Below are 23687 nucleotides of genomic sequence, written 5' to 3'. Positions count from 1 at the left end.
AAATAAATATACCGCGATCTTTGCCCGATATGCGGTTTCTAGTTTCTATCATCGGCATCAGAGAGGGTCAAGTGAAACCGAAAATCTAAGAGGTTGTCGCTGGTGTAAGAGCATCGTATACTCGTGAGAAAGTATCTTTAAGCTGTCAGTTTGAAAACTAAAACAGAGTTACAAAGCCTTGCGGAGATCAGCTGATGCCAAGACAAATTCGCGCTGCGGCGGTTCAGTTCAACATTAAACCTGGTGCCATCCAAATTAATCTGGCAAAAGCGGCTGAGGGGCTGCGGCGAGCTGCCCAACAGGGTGCGCAACTCGCGGTTCTGCCTGAGATGTGGAGTTGTGCCTATGATTTTCGGCATATGACAGCTTTGGCGGAACAAACGCCACAGGTCCTCGAACATTGGCAGCAGACCTGTCGTGATACCGGCCTGGTTTCAGTCGGCAGTCTACCTGAAATTGCCGGCGAAAAAATTTACAATACTGCTTATGTGATCGATTGCGGCGAAGTCATAGGGAGATACCGCAAGCTGCATCTGTTTTCGACCATGAACGAGGATAAGTATCTGGCCGCGGGGGATGAGATGCTGGTGGTTGAGACCTCGATCGCACGGTTGGGAATAGCCATCTGCTATGATCTGCGCTTTCCCGAACTTTTTCGCAAATTGTCCCTGGCTGGCGCTGAAATTATCTGTCTTCCGGCAGAATGGCCCAAGCCGCGTCAGGAACACTGGGACACCTTGATCAGGGCGCGTGCGATCGAAAATCAACTATTTGTTGTGGCGGCTAACTGTTGTGGTGTGCAGGGCCCCCTCGATTTCTTCGGGCGTAGTCAGCTGATTTCACCACTGGGGAGGGTTTTGGCCTTTGCGGGTGAGGAGGAGGCTGAACTGGTCGCCGACTTTGACTTTGATGAGATGGCGCAATATCGGCACCAAATTAATATTCTTGGCGATCGTCGGTCCGATGTTTATGGAACGCCCTGAACCCTATTCAGACATGGGTTGAGCATCCCGACGATATTGCAGTGGAACCTGCTCAAGACTGTCAGCAAACTGCAGGGCGCCTTCGGCATCAACATAGAGGTAGCGCTGAGTTTTTTGTTTGGTGTTCGTTGAAATCGTCTTTTTTACCTGCTCCGACTTCTCTGATTTGTTTGTCGAGATCACGCGTGCCACAGGGTCCTTGTCGACCAGTTCGATCAGCCGGCTACGAAAATCGATGTAAAATTCATGGACTTCTGTATAGCCGGGGACCGGTAAATTTACGCGCAGCAGGACCTGATCCAGAATCGTCAGGAGCAGCAGGGAGAAGAGCCCCCAGAGAAACCAGCGAGTGAGTTTGAACATAAGATTCTTCCTTTGAAAAGTGCTCCACATACTACCCGGACCGTGCGCTCGAACTCAAGGCCAGATTCGTGATGGCGGGTTTCTTTTTGCCCGCTGCTGTGGTAATAAATCTGCGGCTTGATCCCTTTATCCAGGAGTTGAGATTTAGATGAGCGCACAGGAATATGACATCATTATTATTGGGGGTGGTCCGGCCGGTATGACAGCTGGCCTCTATGCTTCACGGTCTGAGTTGAAAACCTTGCTGGTCGAAAAGATGATTATGGGCGGGCAAATGATGACCGCGACCCTGGTCGAAAACTGGCCCGGTTATCCCGGTGGTATAGATGGTCCGGAACTGATGATGCGCTTTCAGACGCACTGTGTCGAATTCGGTCTCGAGACCAGAACCGGTGAAGTTGAAAAAATCGAAGATCTTGGCAAGCAGAAACGCCTGATCATCGATGGCAAGGAATATCTATGCAAGGCGGTGATTATCGCTACCGGCGCCAACCCGCGCAAGCTGGGTATTGAAGGGGAAGAGGCGCTGGTTGGGCGCGGGGTCTCCTACTGTGCGACCTGCGACGGTGCTTTTTTTCGTAACGTGCCGATTGCCGTGATCGGAGCTGGTGATACGGCGGCTGAAGAAGCTGTCTTTCTGACGCGTTTTGCCAGTAAGGTCTACATGGTTCACCGTCGTGACAAGATGCGAACCACGAAAATTCTGCAAAATCGTGTCTTTGAGAGTGAAAAAATCGAAATGGTTTGGGATTCGGTTGTTTCAGGGCTTGATTCTGATAATACAGGCCTGACCGGAATCACGGTTAAAAATGTCAAGAGCGGCGAACAACGCCAACTCAACGCCGTCGGTATGTTCGTCGCGGTCGGTGTCACGCCGATTTCCGGGTTTTTAAAAGATCTGGTTGAACTGGACAAGAGCGGTTATATCAAGGCGAGTGAAAATACCCGCACATCGGTGCCGGGAATTTTCGTCGCCGGTGATTGCCGGACCAGCGTGCTCAAGCAGGTTTCAACCGCCGTCGGTGATGGCGCTGTGGCCGCGACTCAGGCCGAAAAGTATCTCGAAGAACTGAAACACAGCTGAAGGACAGTGGGGAGTAAAAGGTGAGGAGAAAGGAGTAAGTCTCAGCACAAGAGATTTAGCTCTCCGCCTTACTCTTCCCTCTTCACGCCTCACTGCTTCTAAAATGGAGGGGGATTCCATGTTGGCAAAAGTTACATCCGGTGCCCTGATCGGGATCGAAGCTTACCCGGTAGAGGTCGAAGTTGACATCGCTCAGGGCTTGCCTCAGTTCTCGACGGTTGGTCTCCCCGAAGGCGCGGTTAAAGAGAGCAAGGATCGCGTCAAATCAGCTATCAAAAATTCCGGCTACGATTTTCCCACCCGCCGCATCACCATAAACCTTGCCCCCGCTGATATTCGTAAAGAAGGCGCCGCCTTCGACCTGCCGATTGCCATTGGTATTCTTTGCGCCACCGGGCTGGTCGACGCCAAGGCGCTCGAAAATTTCGTATTGATGGGGGAACTCTCTCTTGATGGCCGTATCAAGCCGGTGCACGGCGTGCTCCCCGTGGCGATATCAGCACTGAAATGGCAGAAAAAGGGGCTGATACTCCCGCTGGAGAATGCCGCCGAGGGTGCTGTGGCCAACGGTCCCGATATCTATGCGGTCAGCGATCTGGGTCAGGTTGTCGCGCTGATTAACGGTGAGATTGAGATCGCACCCTATCGTTGTGAAGCAGACCCTGCTGAAGATCAGTTCAGTGGCGGACAGGATGATTTCTCCGAGGTGCGCGGTCAAGAACAGGTTAAACGCGCTCTCGAAGTCGCTGCGGCAGGTTCGCATAATATCCTGATGTCAGGTCCGCCCGGTAGCGGCAAAACCATGCTGGCTCGACGGCTGCCGACGATATTGCCAGATTTTTCTTTCGCCGAAGCACTCGAAACTACCAAGATCCACTCCGTCGCCGGTTTGTTGTTGAATCATGATGCCCTGGTACGCAGGCGGCCGTTTCGATCTCCTCATCACAGCATCTCTGATGCAGGCTTGATTGGTGGCGGCAGCTACCCGCGACCAGGTGAAGTCTCCCTGGCCCACCGGGGTATTCTGTTTTTGGATGAATTTCCCGAGTTCAAAAAAAATGTCCTGGAGATGCTGCGTCAACCCCTCGAAGATGGACAGGTTTCGATCAGCCGTGCCGCCCTTAGTTTGACCTATCCCGCTAATTTTATGTTGGTTGCGGCAATGAATCCCTGGAGTTGTGGACCCCTTTACCAAGTGTCCTAAATGGGGGGGTATAAGTCAGGGTGAAATGGAGGGTGTCGTTCTGGATTTCAATCTTCTCGACCAGCTCATCTATTAACTTGGTTTTTTCTGTATAATTCAGCACTGGCCACATTGATGCGAAAGTGGTTGCCTGCTCAATCAGGTAATCTCTGGAGATTGAACTGGTCTCAAGATAGTCGATTTCGGCCTGAATGCGAGGGAGCTCTTCCTGGATGTTTCCCTTACGTTCCTTAAGCGGAAGGAATCTTTCCGTGAAGGTAGATCGGTCTATTGTTTGATCTCCAACAAGATCCACAAGGGTGTCAATCTTGAGGTCGATCTTTCTGAGTTCTCTTCTTAATAGATCCAGCCGCCCTTCCTTTTCTCTTTTTTCTCCATCGGCATCCTTGTTAGTCTTCAATTCCTCTGGACGAACAATTATGGTTTTAAGAATTTTCAGGAAATGATCTTCCAAAACATCTTCATTCAGTTTGAAGTGGCATGACCGGCACCTGTAACGTGGAATTTTCATGCCCGAGTACGATTGAACATACATTTTGGTACCGCATGAACAAACCAGATTGCCTCCAAACAGATATTGGCTCTTCTTGTGGATGATCTTAGAGAATGGCTGGGCTCTTTGAGCAACGAGAGCGTTGACAGTCTCCCATAGGTCTTTATCTATCAGAGGTTCTACTTCGATAAATATCCAATCTTCTTCAGGCTTGAGGACCCAGGACTTTTTGTTCCCTTTGCTTTTGCTGTAGTTGGCTCGGCGTAAGCCCTTGTATGTCGTGTCAGTAAGGACTCTTTTGAGGGTCTGGGGTTTGAAGTCGCTTTTTCGAGCGCAATATCCCTCTTCTTTGAGTTGTGCGCAAACAGCTTTCAGTCTGCCAAGCTCCAGATATAGATCAAAGGCCCGCTTTACGATTGGAACTTCTGCTGGGTTTGGAACGAGTTTCTTGTCCTTCCACATATACCCGAAAGGCCCAATACCTCCGGTCGATTTACCTTGTCGAGCACGAATTGGTATCGATGCGGCAACACGAGCAGAGATCTCTTCACGCTCCCACTGTGCCAGTGCGCCGATCACTGTATAGAGAAGGCGGCCGGCGGGGGTCGATGTGTCGAGACTTTCCTCCAAACTGATGAGGTTTGCATTGTGTTTCTCGAAAAAATCCGAAAAATCAAGTAACTCTCTGGTGTTGCGAGCAAGGCGGGCTAGTTTCGAGAATATCAGACCTTGGATTTTCCCAGAGACAAGGTCGGCAAACATCCTCTGTGCCTCAGGGTGTTCCGAAACGGACTTGCCCGAAACCCCGGACAGGTCATACATCTCGACAACCGTCCACCCTTTCAGCTCCGCATACATCCGTGCCCGGGCTTCGTGGTTTTTAGGAGATTCGCCACGAGCCTGATCATCAGTGGAAACTCTTATCCAAATCCCTACTTGCATCGCTTCCTTCTCTCACATGTGTTGCCAGCTTTTTTCATTCCAAGAGTTCAAAGAACTACATTCGCCGACCGCTCCAAACGACGCGGCCTATTATTTTAAGTGTCTCAGCACGGTCCTTTTGCAGAACCTCTGGTTCATAGAGCTGGTTGTCGCTCTTGATGACGATAGAACCGTCCAGTTTTCTCTGAATCCTTTTGACGAGGAGTGCATCGTCAAACTCAAGCACATAGATGGCACTGTCATCAATTCTGTCGGATCTCAGATCTACAAGAATCATGTCGCCATCATTCAAGGTTGGATTCATGCTGTCTCCCTTCACTGACAGCAAGGCCAGATCTTTTCTTGGAACGTGTAAAAAGTTCTTGACCCATTCCTCTTTGAAAGAAACAAAATCTACAACTTGTTCACTTTGAACATTCCTTCCTGGGCCGGCACCGACCTCAATTTCATAACGCGGGAACATCACAAACCCCTCCTGAACGGGCTCCGATCTATTTTTGGAGCCCTCTCCTGTTAATAGCCATGCCGGATTGGTGTCCGGAAAGACATCTAATATTTTCAAAAGAATCTTTACGTCGGGAAAGCGATCCCCCCGTTCGTAATTAGCCATGGTGTTTTTGTGAATACTCAGCTTGTCAGCCAGCTCCGCCTGTTGCATCTCCCCGCGAAGTTCCCTGATCCGATCACCTACTTCTCCCATGGGCTCCTCCACAAATGTGTGTCCGCAGATAAAATTATGTCTTGACACACTCTGCCGTGTGTTTTAAAACAAAAACGAGTGGTTATAAACAATTTCATATTCCTGCCGCATTTTCCGTGTCTTTCATGGACTGGGTACACAACCAGAAAAAGAGTAATTCACAAAAAATGAGCGGAAACACAACAAATACCACAAAATTTTGTGCTTCGAAAGTTTCTTTTGAATTTCGAAAAATACCACCGGAGCTTTCCTGTGCAAAGCACACTCGGATCATGAGGATGTTTGCGGAGGCCCTTGTCCGACATGGACAGGGAGTTTGTGAGGAGAAAATCGAGGCCAAGGGATGAGCGGGCAAACAGGAGGTAGCCACAAAATCTTGGAGCCTGCCTCGCAAAAAAACTCCTCTGGTCTGGCTCCTGAATTGATGGCTGTACTGGAACGGTTCAGAGATGAGATAGAGGCTGCTCCCAAACGCTTGCCGGAATGGACCGCTGCCAAAGGGGCATCACCAAACGAAATCGTTCGATCAGCGCTGTTTACGGCTCGTAACCGCAACAAGCGCAGGGTTTACCTCAAGCAGGCTGAGATTATGGTCACTGGCGGTGGGAGCCTCCTCTACTTGGGAGAAGAGTTGCGTCAGGACGATGAATTAGTTTGGATGCGGCTGCTGCAACTTGCCAAGGGACAACCGCTCGGGGACTCGATCTTCTTTACGCCCTACTCCTTTCTGAAATCAATCGGCTGGCAGGTCAATAGCCGTGGTTATCAACGCATCAGAGATTGTCTCCTGCGCATGAAGGCCACGGCTGTCCAGATCACGTCAAACCGCCTTCATCAAACCGTTGTCACAAGCCTTATCGACTACATCGCGATGTGGGACCCGGAAAAACACACGCCCTTGGCTCAATGGGAAGTTCGGCTTTCAAAAGTTATGAGTCTGCTATTTGCCGACAGCGCATTCACGCTGATTGACTTGGAACAGCGTAAGGCGTTGTCCGACGGGATTGCTACGAAGCTTCACAGTTACTGGTCAAGCCACAGAGAGCCCTACCCGGTCAAGGTTGAAACCCTGCAAAAGCTCTGTGCCAGCAATAGCGAGCTGCGCTTTTTCAGAAGAGAGCTCAAGAAGGCGCTGAAGGCACTGAAGGAAGTTGGTTTTCTGGAAACCTGGGGCATCGAATCGGATCTGGTGGCAGTCATTCGCAGGAGTTAACGGGTATCGGTCTATGACTCACATTTTGGGATTCGAAAGGTATCGGTCTTTGACGCACGGGGTATCGGTTAATGACTCACAGGGTATCGGTCTTTGACGCACGCGTTATCGGTCGATGACTCACACAACTATCGGTCATTGACTCACACTTTTCTGGCTGTTGACAACTTTTATTCAATAATTGCCCAATGTTTTCGGCCATTTAGAAAAACAGTTTCTGGAAATAGCAAAAGATATTTTAACCATTATTTAACCATATATAGAGAGGGGCTTAAAGAAAATGACTGCTGAAGCAGCTATTGCATGGGTGGACCAGAATGCTAAGCAGATAGCCGGGCATTCGAGGAAATATCTCCCGTATGCGCCTTATGATCAGGAGGACTTTCTACAGGATGCTTACGAGGCTGCACTTGAGGCCGCCACCGTGTCGATGGAGCGCCAAGTATTTTTTCCTGCCTGCTTCTGGACTCTGTTCAAATGCAAGATTTCTGCGGTAACGCCGAATCCGGACTCAAAATGTAGAACCGGGTCCTCCTCACCTCCACGAACGACCTGTGATTGGTCTGATTTTTCGGAAGAGCGATTTAATCAAGCCGACAGCATCTGCTATTCAGAGCCCCTGTTCAATATCGACATTGATCAGGTTTATCCTTTTGTTCGCGATTATCTGGCACCTAAAGAAGTACAAGTACTTGAAGCGTTGCTGGGTATTCATGGCGGGACTATGAAAATAAAGGAGGCCGCAAGGCACCTGGGATGCACTCCGGCAAATGTTCGGCAGGCGCTGAACCGGGCCTGCCAGCGAATTTCCTTACTGGTTGCAAGTGGAGAGTTGGATGCTGAATTTGTTGAAACCGAAATCATTAAACAGTTCGAAGAAATGCTTGAGACCCAAAAAACAGAGGAGAACAAGGTCGTAAAGCTTGATGTTCCTTCTGCCGGGAATTCGGAGAAGAAACAACCAAAACGCCATCTAGCCTCGCGCAACGCAAGGAGGCCTGACTCGCATCGCTCGGTGGGTACGAAAACACACCAGACTCCCCACAGCCACAAGGTCATCGCGAGCGAGCATTTTCCGGGGTCTTTTATCGGTGTGCCTTCTTTCCCAATATCAGACAGGGGGCTTTGTAGCTTTGGATCAGTTCCAACACAGGAAAAGTTCATGGGTATACAACCCATGAACTTGGCAAGTTCGCGTTACGATTTCTGCCTGGCAGACATGACAAGCTTTGTTGCCAGCAACAATTCATCCACCGTAAGAAGCATTGTTATCTGTCATCTACGAGAGCGCAGACAAGGGCCGGTTGAGGACGTTATCAGCATTTTTAATCGAAAAATATCCCCTGGTTTCGCTTCGAGTCACAATAACAACCGAAATGGACCTATAACAGCTTATTCAGACAAAAAAGGTGATGACCCACCTATTACGCATGATCGCTCTCCACCGGCGAAGATTGCGAAAAGAATAAGAAATATAGGAAAAGTTGTCCGAAATAAAACAAAAGATATCTTTACAGACACAATATCAAGCGGGCCTTTTGTTGAGCAGGCTCAATTTTATCTGGCTGCCTAGCTTTTTACCTGGAGGATTTGATGACGCTTGGCAAGAAAATCCGTTCAATTCGCGGAGACAGGACGATTGCCAGCTTTGTAGAAGGTTATGGGATTTGTCCCAATACATTGATGAACTACGAAGCGGAAAGAAGAAAACCGGATGCTGCCTTTCTGACTAGGCTCTGTGAGCTTGAAGGAGTGGAACCCAACTGGCTTCTTGGGGTTCGCGAAACCAGCGATACTGGCGTCCAGTACAAGAGAAGTGTCCTGGAAATGGTTGCAGACGAAGCGACTAGACAGGCCACTTTTCAGATTGGCCCCAAAATGGGAAAACTACTCACCCTTGCCTATGAACGTGCCGCTATCTCGAATGCCGGGAAACGACAGATCGAAGAGATTGTACGGGAGCTTCTTGATTTGCTGGATTCGTATGGCAAGAAAGAGCAGGGCCGTTCTGAACGTCATTCAGAGCAGCCTCAAATCGCCTGTTGAGTCCGTTAGGAGATCTTGTATCCGATGAATCTAAAAGAAGCTGCCGAGCTTGTCGATATCCCAAACTCCATAGTCGAGAGGTTGCATAAAGACGGCATGATTGATGACCCCGTTTCTGACCATGACTTAAAGGGGCTTGCCATTATTGCCTTCGTGCGTGGACGGATCTGGTATCTCCGAAGGTTTTTGGCTCCATTGCCAAAAAGCTACAAACAGAAAATCATCGAAGAGGGCGGTTTGTCACGTGCAGAGAGATACGCCCTGTCCTGCTACCTCAATGCGGAAGAGGGAGAACGCATTTCCGCTGAAGATGTGATTCAGAGAGTTCAATACCACCTGAAGGTTCGTCTGACAAAAAAGCAGGTCGTCAAAATCAGGGCAACTGCATACGACATCCGCCGCAATCGTCGTTCAAATCCAACGCAAAAGCCCTGACGATTGCTTTTGCGAAGATCCCACCTACCCCCATCCCCCAATATATAGAAAAAGCATTGTCAACAAAAAGGGCAACGTAGCCTGATTTGGCTACAACATAACAACACTGTCTATCTGGTAGTTGCCGTCCTAGTAGACATATAAAGCAATGTTGCCAACAAAGGTAATGAAAGGAGCTACATCATGGTGTTTGTCTGTGATCTGGGATTTTCTTCATTGAAATGGGTCTATGGTAAAAAGAAAGGGCGGATCGTCTCGGCTTACCGTCGGAGCCATGAAGGTCTAGTCGTTGGGGAAGATGCGCTACTGACCTCTGGTTCAAGTTATCTGAAGACCCTCGAAGACTTGGTGCACCATTACCCGGCGTTCGTAACGGAGGTGGCTGCGATTGCCAATGTCCCGTCTGAAACCTCTCTGGTCGTCGGACTACCCTACGGAGCTTGGGTTGCAGAAAAGGATAAAGATGCTGGCGTAGTGAAAACGTTGACCAGGGTTCTCAATGCGTCCGGCTGGACTGATGTCCGCGTTCTCCCTCAGGGGCTTGGTGGCGTCCGTCTTTTCTTGAACCAGAATCAGGCTCAAACCGGAAATATCCTTGCCGTCGATATTGGATTCAATACGGTTATTTTCACCCTGGTTGATGGTACGTCTCACGCGATTATCTATGGAGATACCTTCTATAAACGAGGTGTTCATCAGATGGCGACTCAATTGTTGTTGCCAACTATCCGTGATCTGGCTCCATCCCGGACCTTTTCTCCCGTTGAAATCAGTTATTTGATCGAGCGGGGATATGTCCAGTATGGGTTTGAGCGTCACGACATCACGGGTGAGATCGAAACGGCCGCCAAAGCCTATATCGACGATGTATTGTGCGACATCAGCGGTGAACTTCAGGCCCATCTCGGTCTCAAGGCGTCCTTTGAGACCGTATTGATTTTCGGCGGTGGAGCGATCTTGATCCGGGACATCATCCAGGCGAAGAAAGTCTCTATCGAGATTCTGCAGGAGCCGGAGTATGCCAATGCGCTTGGTTTTGCTCTGGCAGAGGGTTAGGAGGAAGCCGTGGCCCAGCGATTGATCCGAATGACCCTCTACGATGAAAAAATCTCGTCCGCCTTGGATCGCCTGAGTAAATCCCGCAAACAGTCGATGTTTGTTGTCGAAGCATTACGTCATTTTCTGGGAACCGAGGAGGGTCAGCATTTGTTGCTGGCCCTCACGGGCTCAACTTCCCCTGAGGCACAGGAAGCGCTCAAAAGCGGAAGTAAGCGCAGTTCAGAAGATGGAAGGACGACCTCAAATCTGGACGATATTTTCGGATAATAAATCTGAAAATCCCTTCTTTTTTATCAAATACCTACCCCCCTCCCCCATCTACACGACAAGTGCTTTTTTTTGGGGAGGTCATATCCTATGCGTCTGTCTGCTTGTCTCTGTATGGTGCTTTGTTGCGCTTCGCCGGTATTGGCATCGACCATGTGCCGCGATGCGTACATCGACGATTTCAGTTCATCTACGGTCTCCAGTCCGGTGACGAAGGGTTTTCTGATCCAGGACGGCTGTCCTGAAAATCACCTGAATGCCCGGCTTGTGTCCCAGCTGACTCTCCGTTTCGGCGAACAGGATCAATCCCCCACTGAAAACCAAACGATCAAGACCGCAGTTCAGTCTCCAGAAACGCCAGCGGCAGGTTCCCGACGCTGGGAGATCCTGTTCGATTTCGACCGGGCGGATCTGGATATGAAAGATCTATCCCTTCTGGGCAGCGTACCGACCGGACTGAAGGTTCGAGTTGAGGGCTACACCTGTCGTCTGGGTGGCGAAGTCTACAACCGGAAGCTGTCTGGCCGCCGGGCTGCAGTCGTTGCGGAGGAGCTGGAAAAGCATGGAGTAACGGTCGTTGTTCAAGAAGGACGGGGAGAGTGCTGCCCGGTATCTGAAACAGATCTGGCCCGCAATCGTCGGGCCGTTGTCATGGAGGTTGAGTAATGAAGCGTGTTGTCTTGAGTTTGATAATTCTGGCGGGATTTGCTGCGCCGGTGTTTGCCGCCGAGGAGGTGACGGATGCGGCGCTGAACAAAGCGTTGCAACAGTTCTCCAAAACCTTGCCAAAGACGGGTATCGATACATTCAAACCGTCACCAATTCCCAGTCTGTATCAGGTCGGTGCTGGACCACAGATATTCTACTTCTCCCCAGAGGGCTACCTGGTATTCGGGGAAATCTGGAGTCAGGACGGCAAGAACATAACTGCTCAGGCTCGTGACGAGATTGTCCGGTCCAACGTTGCCAAACTACCCTTTGACAAGGCTCTGACCATTGGCAACGGGGCTCATCAGGTAATCGAATTCACCGATCCCGACTGCCCCTTCTGTCGTCAGCTCGACCAGATGCTGGCAAAACGTACCGATCTCACACGACATATTTTTTTCTTCCCCCTGGAATCTATCCACAAGTCAGCACGGGCGAAAGCACGATACATCCTGTGCAGTCAGGATCAGGAAGCAGCCATGCGGGAGGTTTACCAAGGAGGGCTGGACAACCAGCCAATACCCCAAGTTGGAAACTGTGAAGCAGACACCCTGATTGATGAAAATCTTCGGGCCGGAGGTTCTGTCGGAGTGCGGGGGACACCGACACTCTGGATCGACGGCCAGCGGACGCAAGGTGATGCCAAAACGATTTCCTCTTATCTCAACCAGAAGGGAGAAAGTAAATGAGCAAAAAGGTTTTGATTCTGATGATGGTCCTGGCATTCCTGATGGTCGCTGGCAGTGCGTTCGCCGTTACTGCGCCGACCGACCCCAACAGCTTTGGCTACATCTTCTATGACTACGTTGTCCTCAAGGGCCTACAGGGGGCCATCGGTTTTGTGACAGGGCTGTGCATTGTGGTCTGGGGAGCGTCCATGCTTCCCGCTGGCAAGTACATTCCTGCTCTGATTACCATCGTTTCTGGTGGTGTCATTCTCGCTGCTGACACGATTGTCACCGGCTTCGGGATGTTGATCTAACAATCCGGGGAGTCCCCCGCTCCCCGTTAATCCTTCTGGTGTGCTGATGAAAAATCCTTCTTCGAGGCGGATGCCGCAATATCTGACCCAGCCGTATCAACTGCTCTGGTTCGAGCCGGATGATATGACCGTGATGGTTCTGGCGTACCTGATGGCGATGATTTTCGGTGGCTGGTTCTGGTGGTTAATGTTGATCGTTTTCCCCACTGTTTATTCAAGGCTGAAACGTAACCATCCACGCGGATTCCTGCGCCACAGCTTGTACATGCTCGGATGGACCCGGATGGAAGGCTATCCGCAGTATTTCGAGGATGAATTTATCGAGTAAAGGAGTGTTTTGTGAAGTTTGATCTGTTCGTCCAGAGAACCAGCAATCTCTTCGCCGTCAACCGGCTGCTGATGGTGATTGTGGTTCTGATCGGGGGGCTGACGCTGTTCAACTCCTTCATGTTGCAGCTCGCCTTGAACCGGCAGGCGGTGATCCTGGTCCCGCCAGGACTGAAAGACAAGGCGTCTTTGACCGCCGGAACGATTGACGAGAGCTACGCCCGTCAGATGGCTCGTTACCTGGTCAATCTGCTGCTGGTCTATAGCCCCGGTACAGTTCGCAAGCAGTTTGAGGAAGCTCTGACAATTATCGATCCGGAGCAGTTTGCGGAGTATCAGACCAAACTGTTTGAGACCGTGGATACGGTTGAACTGTCGTCTGTTTCCAAGGTTTTCTACACGACCAAAATGCAGTTGAAGCCGAGCGAAGACATCATTGAGGTCACCGGGATCGAAAAGACCTTCGTTCAGGATCAGAAGACAGAGGAGCAACAGAAAATCTACACCATCAAGTATTCAGTCAGATCTGGCCGGTTTTACATGACCAGCATCAGCGGGAGGCCCTTGCGATGAGAGGAAATATGCTGATTTTGTCGGTGATCCTGGTACTGGGACTGACGGTTCCGGTATTGGCTGCCGAGAGCACGGTGGAGGATCCCCTGGTGGTGGTTTTTCCCGAATATACGACCAAGGTCAACCTGTCCAGTACGGATGTGAACCGCTTTGTCTGCCCTGGGCCGATTAAGGATGTGATGTTCTCCCAGGACAAGGGAATCAAGGTCAAGGTCGCTGGGGAAAACGCCTTCGTGAAATTTCAGGCGCTTAAACGAGGACAGGAAATCCTTTATTCCAAGACCCCTTCGGAATTCTACGTCGTCTGTGCTGGGGATGTTTACTCGATGATCGGGATGCCGAGGCAGATCCCGGCACAGACAGTCCGGTTGTCGAGCGGGATAAAAAAGAAAATCGAGAAAAATTTGTCTCTCTTTGCTGGCCAGCCGCTGGAAAAGAAAATTCTCAAGCTGGTTAAACAGGCCTACACGGGCGATCTGCCGGAGAGTTACACGGTTCGGAAGATCTATAAGCAGAAGGATCTCTTTAATCAGGTCTGGCTGACAGCCAAACGGGACATCCTCGTTGAGGGTGAAGGGTTGGGTGTTCGGGAGTATGTCGTCTCCCTGAAGGACGGAGAGGGGCAGTGGCGTTTGTCCGAGAAGGACTTCTTGAGGCCAGCGCTGACCCGGAACCCTCTGGCGGTCGCCATCGAGGAACCATTGCTCACACCGGGAGATAAGTCCCGTGTCTTTATCGTTGAGCGTCGTAATCCAGATGAACAGGTCAATCCTCTTATTCCTCAAGGCGTTCAGCCGGACGGAATATTACCGCCGGAGAAGCAGATAAAAGAGGATCAGGACGATTTGTTTGAAGATGAGGAGGGGGCATGAGTCTCAAGGATACCTGGAAGAACCTGGACCCGGACAAGAAGAAAAAAGCGGTCAAAGCCCTCTGTGTCGTCGGGGTTCTTCTGTTCGCCATGTTTGCCTATCAGGTCCGCTCGAAACCGGCTCCACCAATGGTTAAAAAGGCCAAGCCGGTCTCATTGCTGGATGATGCGACGACGCTGCAAAAATCCCTCTACAAAAAGAGTCAACGGGAGCTGAAAAAGCGGGATCAGCAGATGGATGAACTGAAAAAGCGCCTCGATGACCTGGTCAAGCGGGAAGGAGAGGAGAATCGCCGGGAAGTCTCCCTGTCGAAAACAGACGACCAACCCGGAGTCAATGGGATGGCTGAATCTGGAGCTTCCCCTTCAGAACATCAACCGGAGCAACCCGTTCTCCCTGCGTTTCCACCACCGCCGCCGGGATCTATCTATCCCAGTACCGGTGCGATGGCCCAGATTCCAGCAGGTTCGCCAGGGCCGCCCCCGCCTCCCGAAGAAGTGGTGATGATCGGAGAGATTGGCATCGTGTCCGTACCGGTCATCGAACAGGCCGAAGATAAAAAAAAAGACCACAGGAAGATCTACCTCCCGCCTTCTTTTATGGCGGCAACGCTGCTTTCCGGCCTGGACGCTCCGACCGCTGAGACCGGCAAAGGAAATCCGGTTCCGGCCTTGCTGAGAATCAGGAATCTGGCTGTGCTACCGAACGATGTGAAGGCCGACCTGAAGGGTTGCTTTGTGATCGCTTCCGGGTACGGGGACCTCGCAACTGAAAGAGCCAACATGCAGGCGGTTTCCCTGTCCTGCGTAACCAGAGAAGGCAAAGCGGTTATCGACCAGAAGATCAAGGGGTTCCTGGTTGATCAGGACGGCAAGATCGGGCTGCAGGGCCGGGTGGTTTCCCGCATGGGCTCGGCTATCGCCCGGTCGATGGTCGCTGGCTTTTTCGGCGGCATGGGCGATTACATCTCCTCCCAGAACCAGGTTCTTTCGACCAGTCCCTTGGGCTCAACAATAACGGTTGATCCCGCCGATGCCGCCAAATATGGCATGGGAGCAGGACTGGCGACTGGGTTCACGGAGATCCAGAAGTTCTATCTCGATCTGGCAAAGCAGGCAGTACCGGTGATTGAAATCGGCGCAACCAAGAGTGTCACTCTTGTTATTGAGGAAGGGACCGTGCTGACGCTGCGCGATCCGAACGAGGAGGATTGATTGATGAAACGACTGTCTTTGATTTTGGGACTTGTGCTGCTGACTGGCTGCTCGATCATGAATCCCTATGAAGAGGACTTCAAATGTCCCAAAACAGATGATGGTAAGTGCGTCGATATGGAAACGGCCTATTACGAATCAAAGGGTCTACCCGGACAAAAGGCGAGCGCGACCAGTATTGATTATGAACAGGCGCTTTACGATCGAATGACGAATCTGCTTCAGGCTCCGTCTACACCTGTTGTGGTTCCTCCTAAAGTCATGCGCGTCCTGATGCTTCCCTACGAGGGCGAGGATAGCGAGCTGTACATGCTGCGCTACGCCTATATTTTCGTGGATAGACCTCGCTGGGTACTGACTGACCCGTTAAAAGGGAGGAAATAGCATGGCGCTTTTCTCTCTTCTTTTCGGTGACGGCGGGCTGACCAAACCTCAGTTAAAAGCTGCTGCCAGACGCAACAGCTTTTCTGACTATCTGCCCTATGTCACTTACGATCCTGAGACGAAGACCTATCTGAACAGTGACGATACCATCGGGATGCTGTGGGAATGTGTCCCGACTGTCTTTGCCGGAGAACGCACCGTCATGTCGATGGAAGGTCTGCTGCGAGTTCCCTTTCCTAAAGGTGCGATCCTCCAGTTTATTCTTCATGCGGACCCGCACATTGAGCCGATTCTGGCGACCTACCAGCAGACGAAAGTTCGGAACGAGGAACTGTTCAGGGAGGTTGCCCAGTCTCTTACGGACCATTTTCGAAAAGGAGCCAGAGGAGAGTGGTCAAGCGGTCATGTCCTGCGAAATTTCCGCCTGTTTGTCGCGGCCAAATGGCCCAGGGACAGCAAGTGCAATTTGGTGGAAGTTGGCAGCATGTGCGCCGAGGCACTGGGCGGAGCAGGGTTGCCACCGAAGGCTGTCGGCCCGGAAGAGTTGCTGGAATGGTTGCGCCGGCTGCTGAATGATGATCCAAGCGGCAACCTGCGGCTATACGATGACACTATGCCGATTCGGAAGCAGGCGATTCTGGCCGAGACGGTCATCCGCAAGCAGCTCGATCATGTTCAGATTGGACGAAAAGAATGGCGCAGTCTGACGCCGAAAACCTACCCACAGGAGGTCGATCCCTTACGGACCAACAGGCTGTTCGGTGGAGTGGAAGGCGTCTCCAGTGATGCCGACCAGATCCCCAGCCCCTTTCTTTACTGCCTGACGGTCCTGCTGGAGGACCAGAAGACGAAACTCCACGCCAAGTGTAACGCGGTCCTGATCCAACAGGGCGCCGGGTCTTTCGCCCCGAGCCTGGCCCGTAAGAAGGAGGAATACACCTGGGCAACAGGTGAGGCTGACAAAGGGACGAAATTTTACCGGATCATTCCGGTCATGTGGGTTTATGACAAACCGGAAAAGTGCCGTAGTTCTCTCGACCGAGCCCGCCGGCTGTGGGAAAACCAGAACTATCTGATGCAGGAGGACCGGGGAATTCTGCCGATCCTGCTGGCGTCTTCTCTACCGTTCGGCCTGTACAACATCGGTAAGAACGTTGACCAGATTGAGCGGGACTACATTGTTCCCGCAAGCACGATCTCAGTCATTACCCCAACGCAGGGGGACTTCTCTGGTATAGGCAAACCGGAAATGCTCTTTCTGGCGCGAAAAGGACAGGTTGCCTCTCTCGATATGTTCGATTCCGGGGCAACCAACCACAATGCGTTTCTGGCCGCAACCTCTGGTGGGGGCAAATCCTTTCTTATCAACTATCTGGCCACAAACTATTTCGCCAGCGGAGCCAAGATCCGCATCATTGATATCGGTTTTTCCTACAAGAAAATGACCCACCTGGCCGGGGCGCGTTTTTTGGATTTCTCTGACCAGACAAAAATCTGCATCAACCCGTTCACCAACATTATCGAACCGCAGCATGACATTCCAGTGATCGCGCCGATCATCGCGCAGATGGTCTATTCCGCGACTGATGAAGAACCAACAGAAACTGAGATGAGTCTGCTGAAAAACGCTGTCTGGTGGGCCTGGGAGAACGAGGGGACGCAGGCGGGGGTCGATCATGTCTACTACTATCTGGCCCATTTCAAGGAGATCAGCGAAAGCAACGGCGAGATTGCTCAAGCTGCTGAAAAGCTGGCGTTCAATATCACCGACTTCACTTCAAGCGGTCCTTACGGGGGATTTTTCAACGGCCCTTCGACGTTCAACATCGCAGATGATGACTTCGTGGTGCTGGAACTGGAACACCTTGAACAGAAGAAGGAGTTGTTCAAGGTCGTCACCCTCCAGATCATCAATGCCGTCACCAAGGATCTCTATCTGTCCAATCGTCAGGACCCCCGTTTCATCATCTTTGACGAGGCGTGGAAGTTTCTTGGCAAGTCGAGCCATCTGCGCGAGGTCATCGAAGAGGGTTACCGCCGGGCTCGAAAGTTCAAGGGGTCATTCAACATCGTCACCCAGTCGATTCTGGATATCAAACAGTTCGGACCGGTCGGTGACGTGATCTGGGGAAACAGTGCCTTCAAGTTCTTCCTCCAGTCCCATGATTTTGCCCGAGCCGAGACGGAAAAACTGATCACCTACGATCCTTTTACGATGGGGCTGCTCAAGGGCATCAGCAGCCGGAAAAAAATCTATTCGGAGATCTTCATGGATACCCCTTTCGGCTGCGGTGTGAGCCGGCTGATTGTCGATCCGTTCAGTTATTACGCTTACACGTCCGATGCGGACGAGATTGCTGAAATTGAAGCTATGGTGCAGGGAGGGCTGAGTTATGTCGAGGCTATCAGGACGATGGTGGACAGGTATCGTCGCTAATTTCGTTGTCCTGGTTCTGTTCCCCGCAGGTGCGGTCAGTGCCGCCACAGGGGATGTGGCTGCGGGACAGGCTGCGGGGCAGACTGCGACACAAATCATCAGAAACAAGTTCGGTTCAAAGACGACGTTGCGGCAGAACATCATCAATCCGCTGGTTTCTTCCGGGACACCGCTGCAAACGGTTGACGGCAGTACGGCATTTTCCGCACAACTGGCTTTTCCCAGCTCGAAGAAATTCCTTGAAGTTTTCGTGCAGCCGGGAGCGACCGGCGATCTTTCGACCACGATCCTCGGCGAAGATCTCGATTTTGATGGGACGACCGACTACTCCTACCAGGTTCCTGTGCCGATTTCCGGTGTCTGTGCCAACGGGGTTATTTCCTGTACGCCCGGGACCTGGAAGAACTGTCTGAACTATCGCTGGACAGCAGACAGCAGTGGGAAGGTCCGCCTGCAGGATACCTTCCCGGACAATCTGGGCGGTTGCTACTGTATCAATACCGGCTGCGGTAACAATCTGGTCTGGAATAACACACAGATCATTCTGCAGGATCTCGGCGGTGGAGTTGTCGGGGCCGTACAGCAGACAAACAGTGGTTTTACGATCTCCGATGTCCGGATGAACGACACGACAATCGCCTACTACGGGCAGGATACCTCACGGACCACCAGTGCTACCGGAGTGACTTCTGCGGGACCGCCACCGGAAACGGCTTTTTTGAATACTCCGCTGGCGATGCCGACCAGCGTGCAGAATCTGACCCAAGCTCAAACCGGCGATCCTAACAGCCTCTACAGTCTGGTCAGCGGGATCGACACCCAGAAGCAGCAGAATATCTGCGAAATCAACCAGCAGATCATGTTGAGCAAACCGAACATCAACGATGTGATCGTTCCCCTGGGAGGGACCGGGGCTGTTCAGTATTGCGGTCCCGATTGCATCAATGTGGTTCTCGGGCAAATCGGCGACAACTACTGGTCCGGTCATTGCCAAATCTTTGAAAAGGATTTTCGGGTTTATGTCAAACAGCCGGAACTGATTCAGTCGGCAACGATTGTCCACGCGAAATGGGACGACTACATGCAGGTCTGGATCGACAATTATAAGGTCTGGAGTGGTCCGAACGGTAACTTTCCCCCTGAAACCGCTGGGAGTTGTGAACTGGGCACCAGCTGGAATCAGAATCCAAACGTCAATGTCACCAGTTATTTCAAACGACCAGGTGAAATTAAAACCAAGATTCGCGTTTCGGTCACAGGAGGCGGGGAGGGCTATGCCTTTGTACGGATCAAACTCAAACCGGATCGTTGCATAGTCGCATCCAGCGTAGTCGATGGCTGTGCGGCGCTGGATGGACGGTCTGATTGTGACCTTCAGGATGAAAAGGTCGATGGTGTCCAGACCTTCCGTAATGCCAACCCGACCAGTCTGGCTCCGTTGCCGTCAACCAGGACTTTGACTCAGGGGAATTGTACGGAAGATGTCACACAGGACTGGTGGCACAAGAAGCGGACTTATTTCTGTTCAAGTCCCGTCTATGACTTCAGCAATGCCGCCGCCCGGTACGGGAAAGTGGTCGATTCGATCAGTGCCGATTCCTCGACCTATCAGGACCAGATTCTGGTGAACGGAGCCTGGAGCAATCTCAGCGGGTCCATGATTCTGCCGGATGTCGGCAGTTTCGAGGAGTGTGAGCCAGCCTGCAAGACCCGGCGGCTGCGAGAGGATACCCAGGCCACCCTGTCCGGCACATCAATCCAGTATCAGACCGATACCAGAAGTTACGACATCCTCTATCACACCTGCGTTGATGGTGCATGTCCGACCGAGACCGGGGAGGAGATCCTGGTGAATTGCCAGTGTCTGAACGAGTTTGCCGAAGCGGCAACGGTAATCCAGATGTTACGCACTGCAGGACAGGACGTTATCTGCTCAGATGGAGTGCCGAAATGAAAAAACTGACCGCGATTCTGGTTCTGATCTGCTTCGTGATAGCGGTTTTGCCCCCCAATCTCATGGCGATGACCTGCGGGGCAGATCTGAACAAGGACGGATTTACAGATGCCCAGAACGAAACTGCAACCTGTATCAGCTATCCGGTTCACAACGGTCAGGGCAATGCGGATTTCTGTTCTGTCCAGGCCGTGAATTGTGAACCTGATACGCCGACCCAGCCGATCAAGACATGTCTCGACCCTGGCTATGACTATGTAGTTGCGACAGACCGCTGTGAAAAAGCCCCCGTCTGTCCGACCGGGACCTGGAATGCCCAGAAAAAGGCGTGCATCACGAAACCACAGTGTTCTGCGTCTGAGACCTCTTCGGTGGGTTCATTATTGGGCTGGAAATACTATCCAACCTCTTGCACTACAGATCCCGGGGGGAGTTGTCAGGTCATGAGGATCGATGATCTCTCGGGGCGAACCTTGTTCCGTCACATGGCACAATTCGATGCTTCCTGCACCTGGGTATCGACAATCATTAACGCGTATACCGGTGGAAGCATAACGCAATCCACGCCCTGGATTGATACCAAGTATCAACCTTTGGCTCCCGGCGGGCAATACTCGGACACCTATGGATTCTGGAGCTACTTCAATACATCGCCTCCCGGAGGTTCTTCCGGTACGGCGTTCCCGCCCGATTGCGGTTCTGGACGATTTGCTGCTGCGGCCGGTGTCTGCACCGCTTCCTATACGCTGTCCAGAGATTGCGTTATCGGAACCTACAATCCGACAACCGGGATGTGTGAATCCGATGTCTTCAACTGTCCGCTGGGTAATTACACCTGTTTCGATACCGGGGAATCACTTCCGCAGTGTTCGCCCAATCCCTGTGTGGATATGCAGGCCGTTCAGAATGAGATCATTCAGCCACCACCGGACGATTCCTGGCTGCAAAACGATGGACAGGTGGACGCGAACGGTAACTGCCTGGGGGCGCTGTACATCTTTTCAGGGAAATCGGCCCGCTGCCGTCCGCCGGGATACGAGGTTGGACAACTGAATAACTGTTGCGAGAGCAGCGATACGATCACCGATTCCAAGACCGGCAACAAATACTCCAGCTATGTCTCCGCGCTCAAGACGACCTACCAGATGGCAAAGACGGCTTACTACTCCTACCAGATCGGGACCGGGGCGATGACCGCGACAACGACTGCGTCCGGAGCGGTCACTGTAACCTCGACAGCAACCGGAGCAACGGTAACGACGGCGGCGGCAGGGTCTCAGGTTGGAACGGGGGTTATGGCGGCTCAAGGGGCGGCCAGTTCCGGGGCGGGGGCAGCGAGTGCAACCGGGGCGGGACTCCAGGGATTCACTTCCGCCCTGCTGAACCCGGCGACTATTGCGATAGCCATTGTGGTGATGGTGGCGATGAAGATTCTGTTCGGCAACGGTTGCGACGAGAACGATGTTCAGGCGGCGATCTTCAGCGAGTCCGGCTATTGCCATTACCTGGGAGATATCTGCGTCAAGAAGATGAAATGGATAGGTTGTGTGCAGCGAGCTAAACGGTTTTGCTGTTTCAACTCAAAGATGGCCCGGATCGTAGCAGAGCAGGGAAGGCCCCAGCTTAAAGCGTTCGGTCCTTCCGGCGGCTGGGGGACGGCAGAAGACCCGAACTGTCGCGGCTTCACCCCGGAGGAATTCCAGCAGCTCGATTTCTCAAAGATTGATTTGACGGAATACTTCGGAGACATCATGGACGGGATGAACCAGAACGTTCAGGACGCTCAGCAGAGAATTCAGCAGGGCATCCAGAACCATTATCAGGGGACGCAATGAAGCATTTTGTTCTGATCGCGGTTCTCATCCTGCTCACAGTTCAGCCGGGACTTGCCCGTGTCCTCGGGACCTTTGGCAAGACCTACCCGGTTAAGGAGCGTGATGCTTTGGCAGAGATCCAGGAACGGGCGGCTCAGGTCAACTGGAAGTCCAAACTGGACAAGATCAGGCCGGAAGGGTTTCGCCCAACAGGGCTACCGGTATTACCGCGAGCCGTCGAAGATAGGTCGTTCCTGGTGGATATGACCTACACCTTGGAGTTCGACATACCGGATGGGAAGGGGGGAATTCTCTATCCGAAAGGGTATCGCTTCAACCCGCTCGAGTACCTACCTTTCGGCCAGACCCTGGTTGTCTTTGACGGAGACGATCCGCTTCAGATCGTATGGCTGAAAACGTCTGGGGTGCTGACGAAACCGAACACGATGCTGTTGCTCAGTGGTGGTTCTTTCGTTGATGTCGGGAAGGGACTGAAGCGGCCGGTTTACTACGCGACTCCGCAGATCGTTGAGCGTTTTCACCTGCGGGCAGCACCATCGGTCATCCGGCGCAGGGACAAGCTGATGGAGGTTCAGGAAATCAGGGTAGAGAAGGAGGAATGAGCATGTCCAGGATGTTTATCCGGAGCGCCTTGTCGCTGGTGCTGGTTCTTTGTCTGGGATCGATGGGGTGGGCTATTTGCCGATCTCGACCGATCAATCCGGTGACGGACGTGTGCTGGAACTGCATCTTCCCGGTTCAGTTCGGTGGTCGGATGACGCTTGGTAACACCCAAGGGAATGTCCCGCCGGAGGATCGTTCGCCTCCAGTTTGTGCCTGTTTCAGCGGCGGTTCGCTGACCATCGGGGTAACGGTGAGCTTTTATGAGCCGGCAAGGATGATTGAGACGGTACAGGACGCTTATTGCTTTCCGTCACTGGGAACACAGATGTCGAATCCTAAACCTGGGTTCCTTAATGGATCGAAGTCTGATGCGGCGGCTCATGACGGGGCCAAGATCTTTCAGCAGGCCCATTACTACATTTTGCCTGTGTTCCAGTTGATGAACTTGTTTGCCGATTTTCCCTGTTTGGAGGAAGAGGATTTCGATCTGGCCTATATGACGGAGGTGGACCCTACCTGGTCAAATGATGCCTTGGCCTTTCTGCTCAACCCGGAGGCACTGCTGTTTGCCAATCCGGTTTCGCAACTGTCGTGCATCCCGGACAGTGTGGCTGCAAATGCGGGCTATCCACTCGATCCTCTTTTCTGGTGCATGGGTTCCTGGGGCGGATCGTACCCGTTGACGGGTTCTATCGAGGGGCGGGATGACACAACGGCCAACGCAGGGTTGGCGGCACGAATGCTGTTCAAGCTGGGACGGGAAATGCTGGCATTCGATACGGGGTCAGATCCCTGCGGATCACGGTTGATGCCTATCTGGAAGAAAAGCCTCTACCGGTTGCAAATAGCTCGTCCGGTCAGAGGGAACGACTGTATTCCTATCGGTCGGTCGGATTTTCTCTGGGGTGCGGGGAAAAACCCGCCTCTGGGGGCAGGACAGAACGCACCGAACAACTTTCTCTGGGTGATGACCCGTAAGAACAAGTGCTGTGTTGGCTATACACCGTAA

At 52.1% G+C, this 23687-nt stretch carries 24 protein-coding genes and 1 pseudogene; 22 read left to right on the top strand and 3 right to left on the bottom strand.

Going from position 1 to position 23687, the window contains the following annotated elements:
- Nucleotides 1-194 precede the first annotated feature (194 nt).
- Entirely contained in the window at nucleotides 195-983 is a 789-nt protein-coding gene (locus tag D888_RS0119035; RefSeq protein WP_020678165.1) for a carbon-nitrogen family hydrolase, read from the top strand.
- Between the two features lie 3 nt (nucleotides 984-986).
- On the opposite strand, the gene D888_RS0119030 is transcribed toward D888_RS0119035, so the two are convergent.
- Nucleotides 987-1346: a hypothetical protein gene (locus D888_RS0119030; protein ID WP_020678164.1), complete on the bottom strand. Its 360-nt coding sequence runs from the start codon at nucleotides 1344-1346 to the stop codon at nucleotides 987-989.
- Nucleotides 1347-1494: 148 nt separating this feature from the next.
- On the opposite strand from D888_RS0119030, the gene trxB reads away from it, so the two are divergent.
- Nucleotides 1495-2430, top strand: a complete 936-nt coding sequence (trxB, locus tag D888_RS0119025) for a thioredoxin-disulfide reductase (protein ID WP_020678163.1) — start codon at nucleotides 1495-1497, stop codon at nucleotides 2428-2430.
- A 118-nt stretch (nucleotides 2431-2548) separates the two neighbouring features.
- Nucleotides 2549-3613, top strand: a pseudogene (locus D888_RS22520) (YifB family Mg chelatase-like AAA ATPase); the annotation flags it as partial.
- On the opposite strand, the gene D888_RS0119015 reads toward D888_RS22520, so the two are convergent.
- Nucleotides 3576-5069 (bottom strand): recombinase family protein, encoded by a 1494-nt coding sequence (locus D888_RS0119015; protein ID WP_020678161.1) that lies wholly within the window; start codon nucleotides 5067-5069, stop codon nucleotides 3576-3578. The pseudogene D888_RS22520 and the gene D888_RS0119015 sit on opposite strands and share 38 nt — an antisense overlap.
- 55 nt (nucleotides 5070-5124) lie before the next feature.
- A complete protein-coding gene (locus tag D888_RS22515; protein ID WP_020678160.1) occupies nucleotides 5125-5769 on the bottom strand; it encodes an XRE family transcriptional regulator in 645 nt (214 codons plus the stop codon).
- Between the two features lie 343 nt (nucleotides 5770-6112).
- On the opposite strand from D888_RS22515, the gene trfA reads away from it, so the two are divergent.
- The 19 genes from trfA (at nucleotide 6113) to D888_RS0118910 (ending at nucleotide 23687) form a co-directional block, all read left to right on the top strand.
- Nucleotides 6113-6982, top strand: coding sequence for a plasmid replication initiator TrfA (gene trfA / locus D888_RS0119000; protein WP_156827061.1), 870 nt, complete (start codon nucleotides 6113-6115; stop codon nucleotides 6980-6982).
- A gap of 280 nt (nucleotides 6983-7262) precedes the next feature.
- Complete coding sequence (locus D888_RS0118995) at nucleotides 7263-8555, top strand: hypothetical protein (protein ID WP_020678158.1); 1293 nt, start codon at nucleotides 7263-7265, stop codon at nucleotides 8553-8555.
- A 20-nt stretch (nucleotides 8556-8575) separates the two neighbouring features.
- Nucleotides 8576-9028, top strand: a complete 453-nt coding sequence (locus D888_RS0118990; RefSeq protein ID WP_020678157.1) for a helix-turn-helix domain-containing protein — start codon at nucleotides 8576-8578, stop codon at nucleotides 9026-9028.
- Between the two features lie 24 nt (nucleotides 9029-9052).
- Complete coding sequence (locus tag D888_RS0118985; protein ID WP_020678156.1) at nucleotides 9053-9463, top strand: hypothetical protein; 411 nt, start codon at nucleotides 9053-9055, stop codon at nucleotides 9461-9463.
- Between the two features lie 183 nt (nucleotides 9464-9646).
- A complete protein-coding gene (locus D888_RS0118980) occupies nucleotides 9647-10519 on the top strand; it encodes a ParM/StbA family protein (RefSeq protein WP_020678155.1) in 873 nt (290 codons plus the stop codon).
- A gap of 9 nt (nucleotides 10520-10528) precedes the next feature.
- Entirely contained in the window at nucleotides 10529-10789 is a 261-nt protein-coding gene (locus D888_RS22510) for a hypothetical protein (RefSeq protein WP_020678154.1), read from the top strand.
- Between the two features lie 90 nt (nucleotides 10790-10879).
- Entirely contained in the window at nucleotides 10880-11455 is a 576-nt protein-coding gene (locus D888_RS23470) for an OmpA family protein (RefSeq protein WP_083928919.1), read from the top strand.
- Complete coding sequence (locus D888_RS0118965) at nucleotides 11455-12186, top strand: DsbC family protein (RefSeq protein ID WP_020678152.1); 732 nt, start codon at nucleotides 11455-11457, stop codon at nucleotides 12184-12186. The genes D888_RS23470 and D888_RS0118965 overlap by 1 nt, the downstream gene beginning before the upstream one ends.
- Nucleotides 12183-12479 (top strand): hypothetical protein, encoded by a 297-nt coding sequence (locus D888_RS0118960; RefSeq protein WP_020678151.1) that lies wholly within the window; start codon nucleotides 12183-12185, stop codon nucleotides 12477-12479. The genes D888_RS0118965 and D888_RS0118960 overlap by 4 nt, the downstream gene beginning before the upstream one ends.
- Nucleotides 12480-12525: 46 nt before the next feature.
- Entirely contained in the window at nucleotides 12526-12807 is a 282-nt protein-coding gene (locus tag D888_RS0118955) for a type IV conjugative transfer system protein TraL (protein WP_020678150.1), read from the top strand.
- 11 nt (nucleotides 12808-12818) lie between these two features.
- On the top strand, nucleotides 12819-13379 hold the full coding sequence (locus D888_RS0118950; RefSeq protein WP_020678149.1) for a type IV conjugative transfer system protein TraE: 561 nt from the start codon (nucleotides 12819-12821) through the stop codon (nucleotides 13377-13379).
- Nucleotides 13376-14251 (top strand): type-F conjugative transfer system secretin TraK, encoded by an 876-nt coding sequence (locus D888_RS22500; protein ID WP_020678148.1) that lies wholly within the window; start codon nucleotides 13376-13378, stop codon nucleotides 14249-14251. Before D888_RS0118950 ends, D888_RS22500 begins: the two co-directional genes overlap by 4 nt.
- Nucleotides 14248-15465 (top strand): TraB/VirB10 family protein, encoded by a 1218-nt coding sequence (locus D888_RS22495; protein WP_020678147.1) that lies wholly within the window; start codon nucleotides 14248-14250, stop codon nucleotides 15463-15465. The genes D888_RS22500 and D888_RS22495 overlap by 4 nt, the downstream gene beginning before the upstream one ends.
- Before the next feature lie 3 nt (nucleotides 15466-15468).
- Nucleotides 15469-15849 (top strand): TraV family lipoprotein, encoded by a 381-nt coding sequence (locus tag D888_RS0118935; protein WP_020678146.1) that lies wholly within the window; start codon nucleotides 15469-15471, stop codon nucleotides 15847-15849.
- Nucleotide 15850: 1 nt separating this feature from the next.
- The gene (locus D888_RS0118930; protein WP_020678145.1) at nucleotides 15851-18286 is read left to right on the top strand and encodes a TraC family protein; all 2436 of its coding nucleotides are present in this window, start codon (nucleotides 15851-15853) and stop codon (nucleotides 18284-18286) included.
- The gene (locus D888_RS24295) at nucleotides 18243-20240 is read left to right on the top strand and encodes a hypothetical protein (RefSeq protein ID WP_020678144.1); all 1998 of its coding nucleotides are present in this window, start codon (nucleotides 18243-18245) and stop codon (nucleotides 20238-20240) included. Before D888_RS0118930 ends, D888_RS24295 begins: the two co-directional genes overlap by 44 nt.
- On the top strand, nucleotides 20237-22075 hold the full coding sequence (traN, locus tag D888_RS23465; RefSeq protein ID WP_020678143.1) for a conjugal transfer protein TraN: 1839 nt from the start codon (nucleotides 20237-20239) through the stop codon (nucleotides 22073-22075). The genes D888_RS24295 and traN overlap by 4 nt, the downstream gene beginning before the upstream one ends.
- Complete coding sequence (locus D888_RS0118915; protein ID WP_020678142.1) at nucleotides 22072-22677, top strand: hypothetical protein; 606 nt, start codon at nucleotides 22072-22074, stop codon at nucleotides 22675-22677. The genes traN and D888_RS0118915 overlap by 4 nt, the downstream gene beginning before the upstream one ends.
- A gap of 2 nt (nucleotides 22678-22679) precedes the next feature.
- Nucleotides 22680-23687: a TraU family protein gene (locus D888_RS0118910; protein WP_020678141.1), complete on the top strand. Its 1008-nt coding sequence runs from the start codon at nucleotides 22680-22682 to the stop codon at nucleotides 23685-23687.

The organism is Geopsychrobacter electrodiphilus DSM 16401 (assembly GCF_000384395.1).
Lineage (GTDB): Bacteria > Desulfobacterota > Desulfuromonadia > Desulfuromonadales > Geopsychrobacteraceae > Geopsychrobacter > Geopsychrobacter electrodiphilus.
The sequence above is the reverse complement of the archived record's forward strand: the minus strand, read 5'-3'. Positions and strand labels throughout refer to the sequence as shown.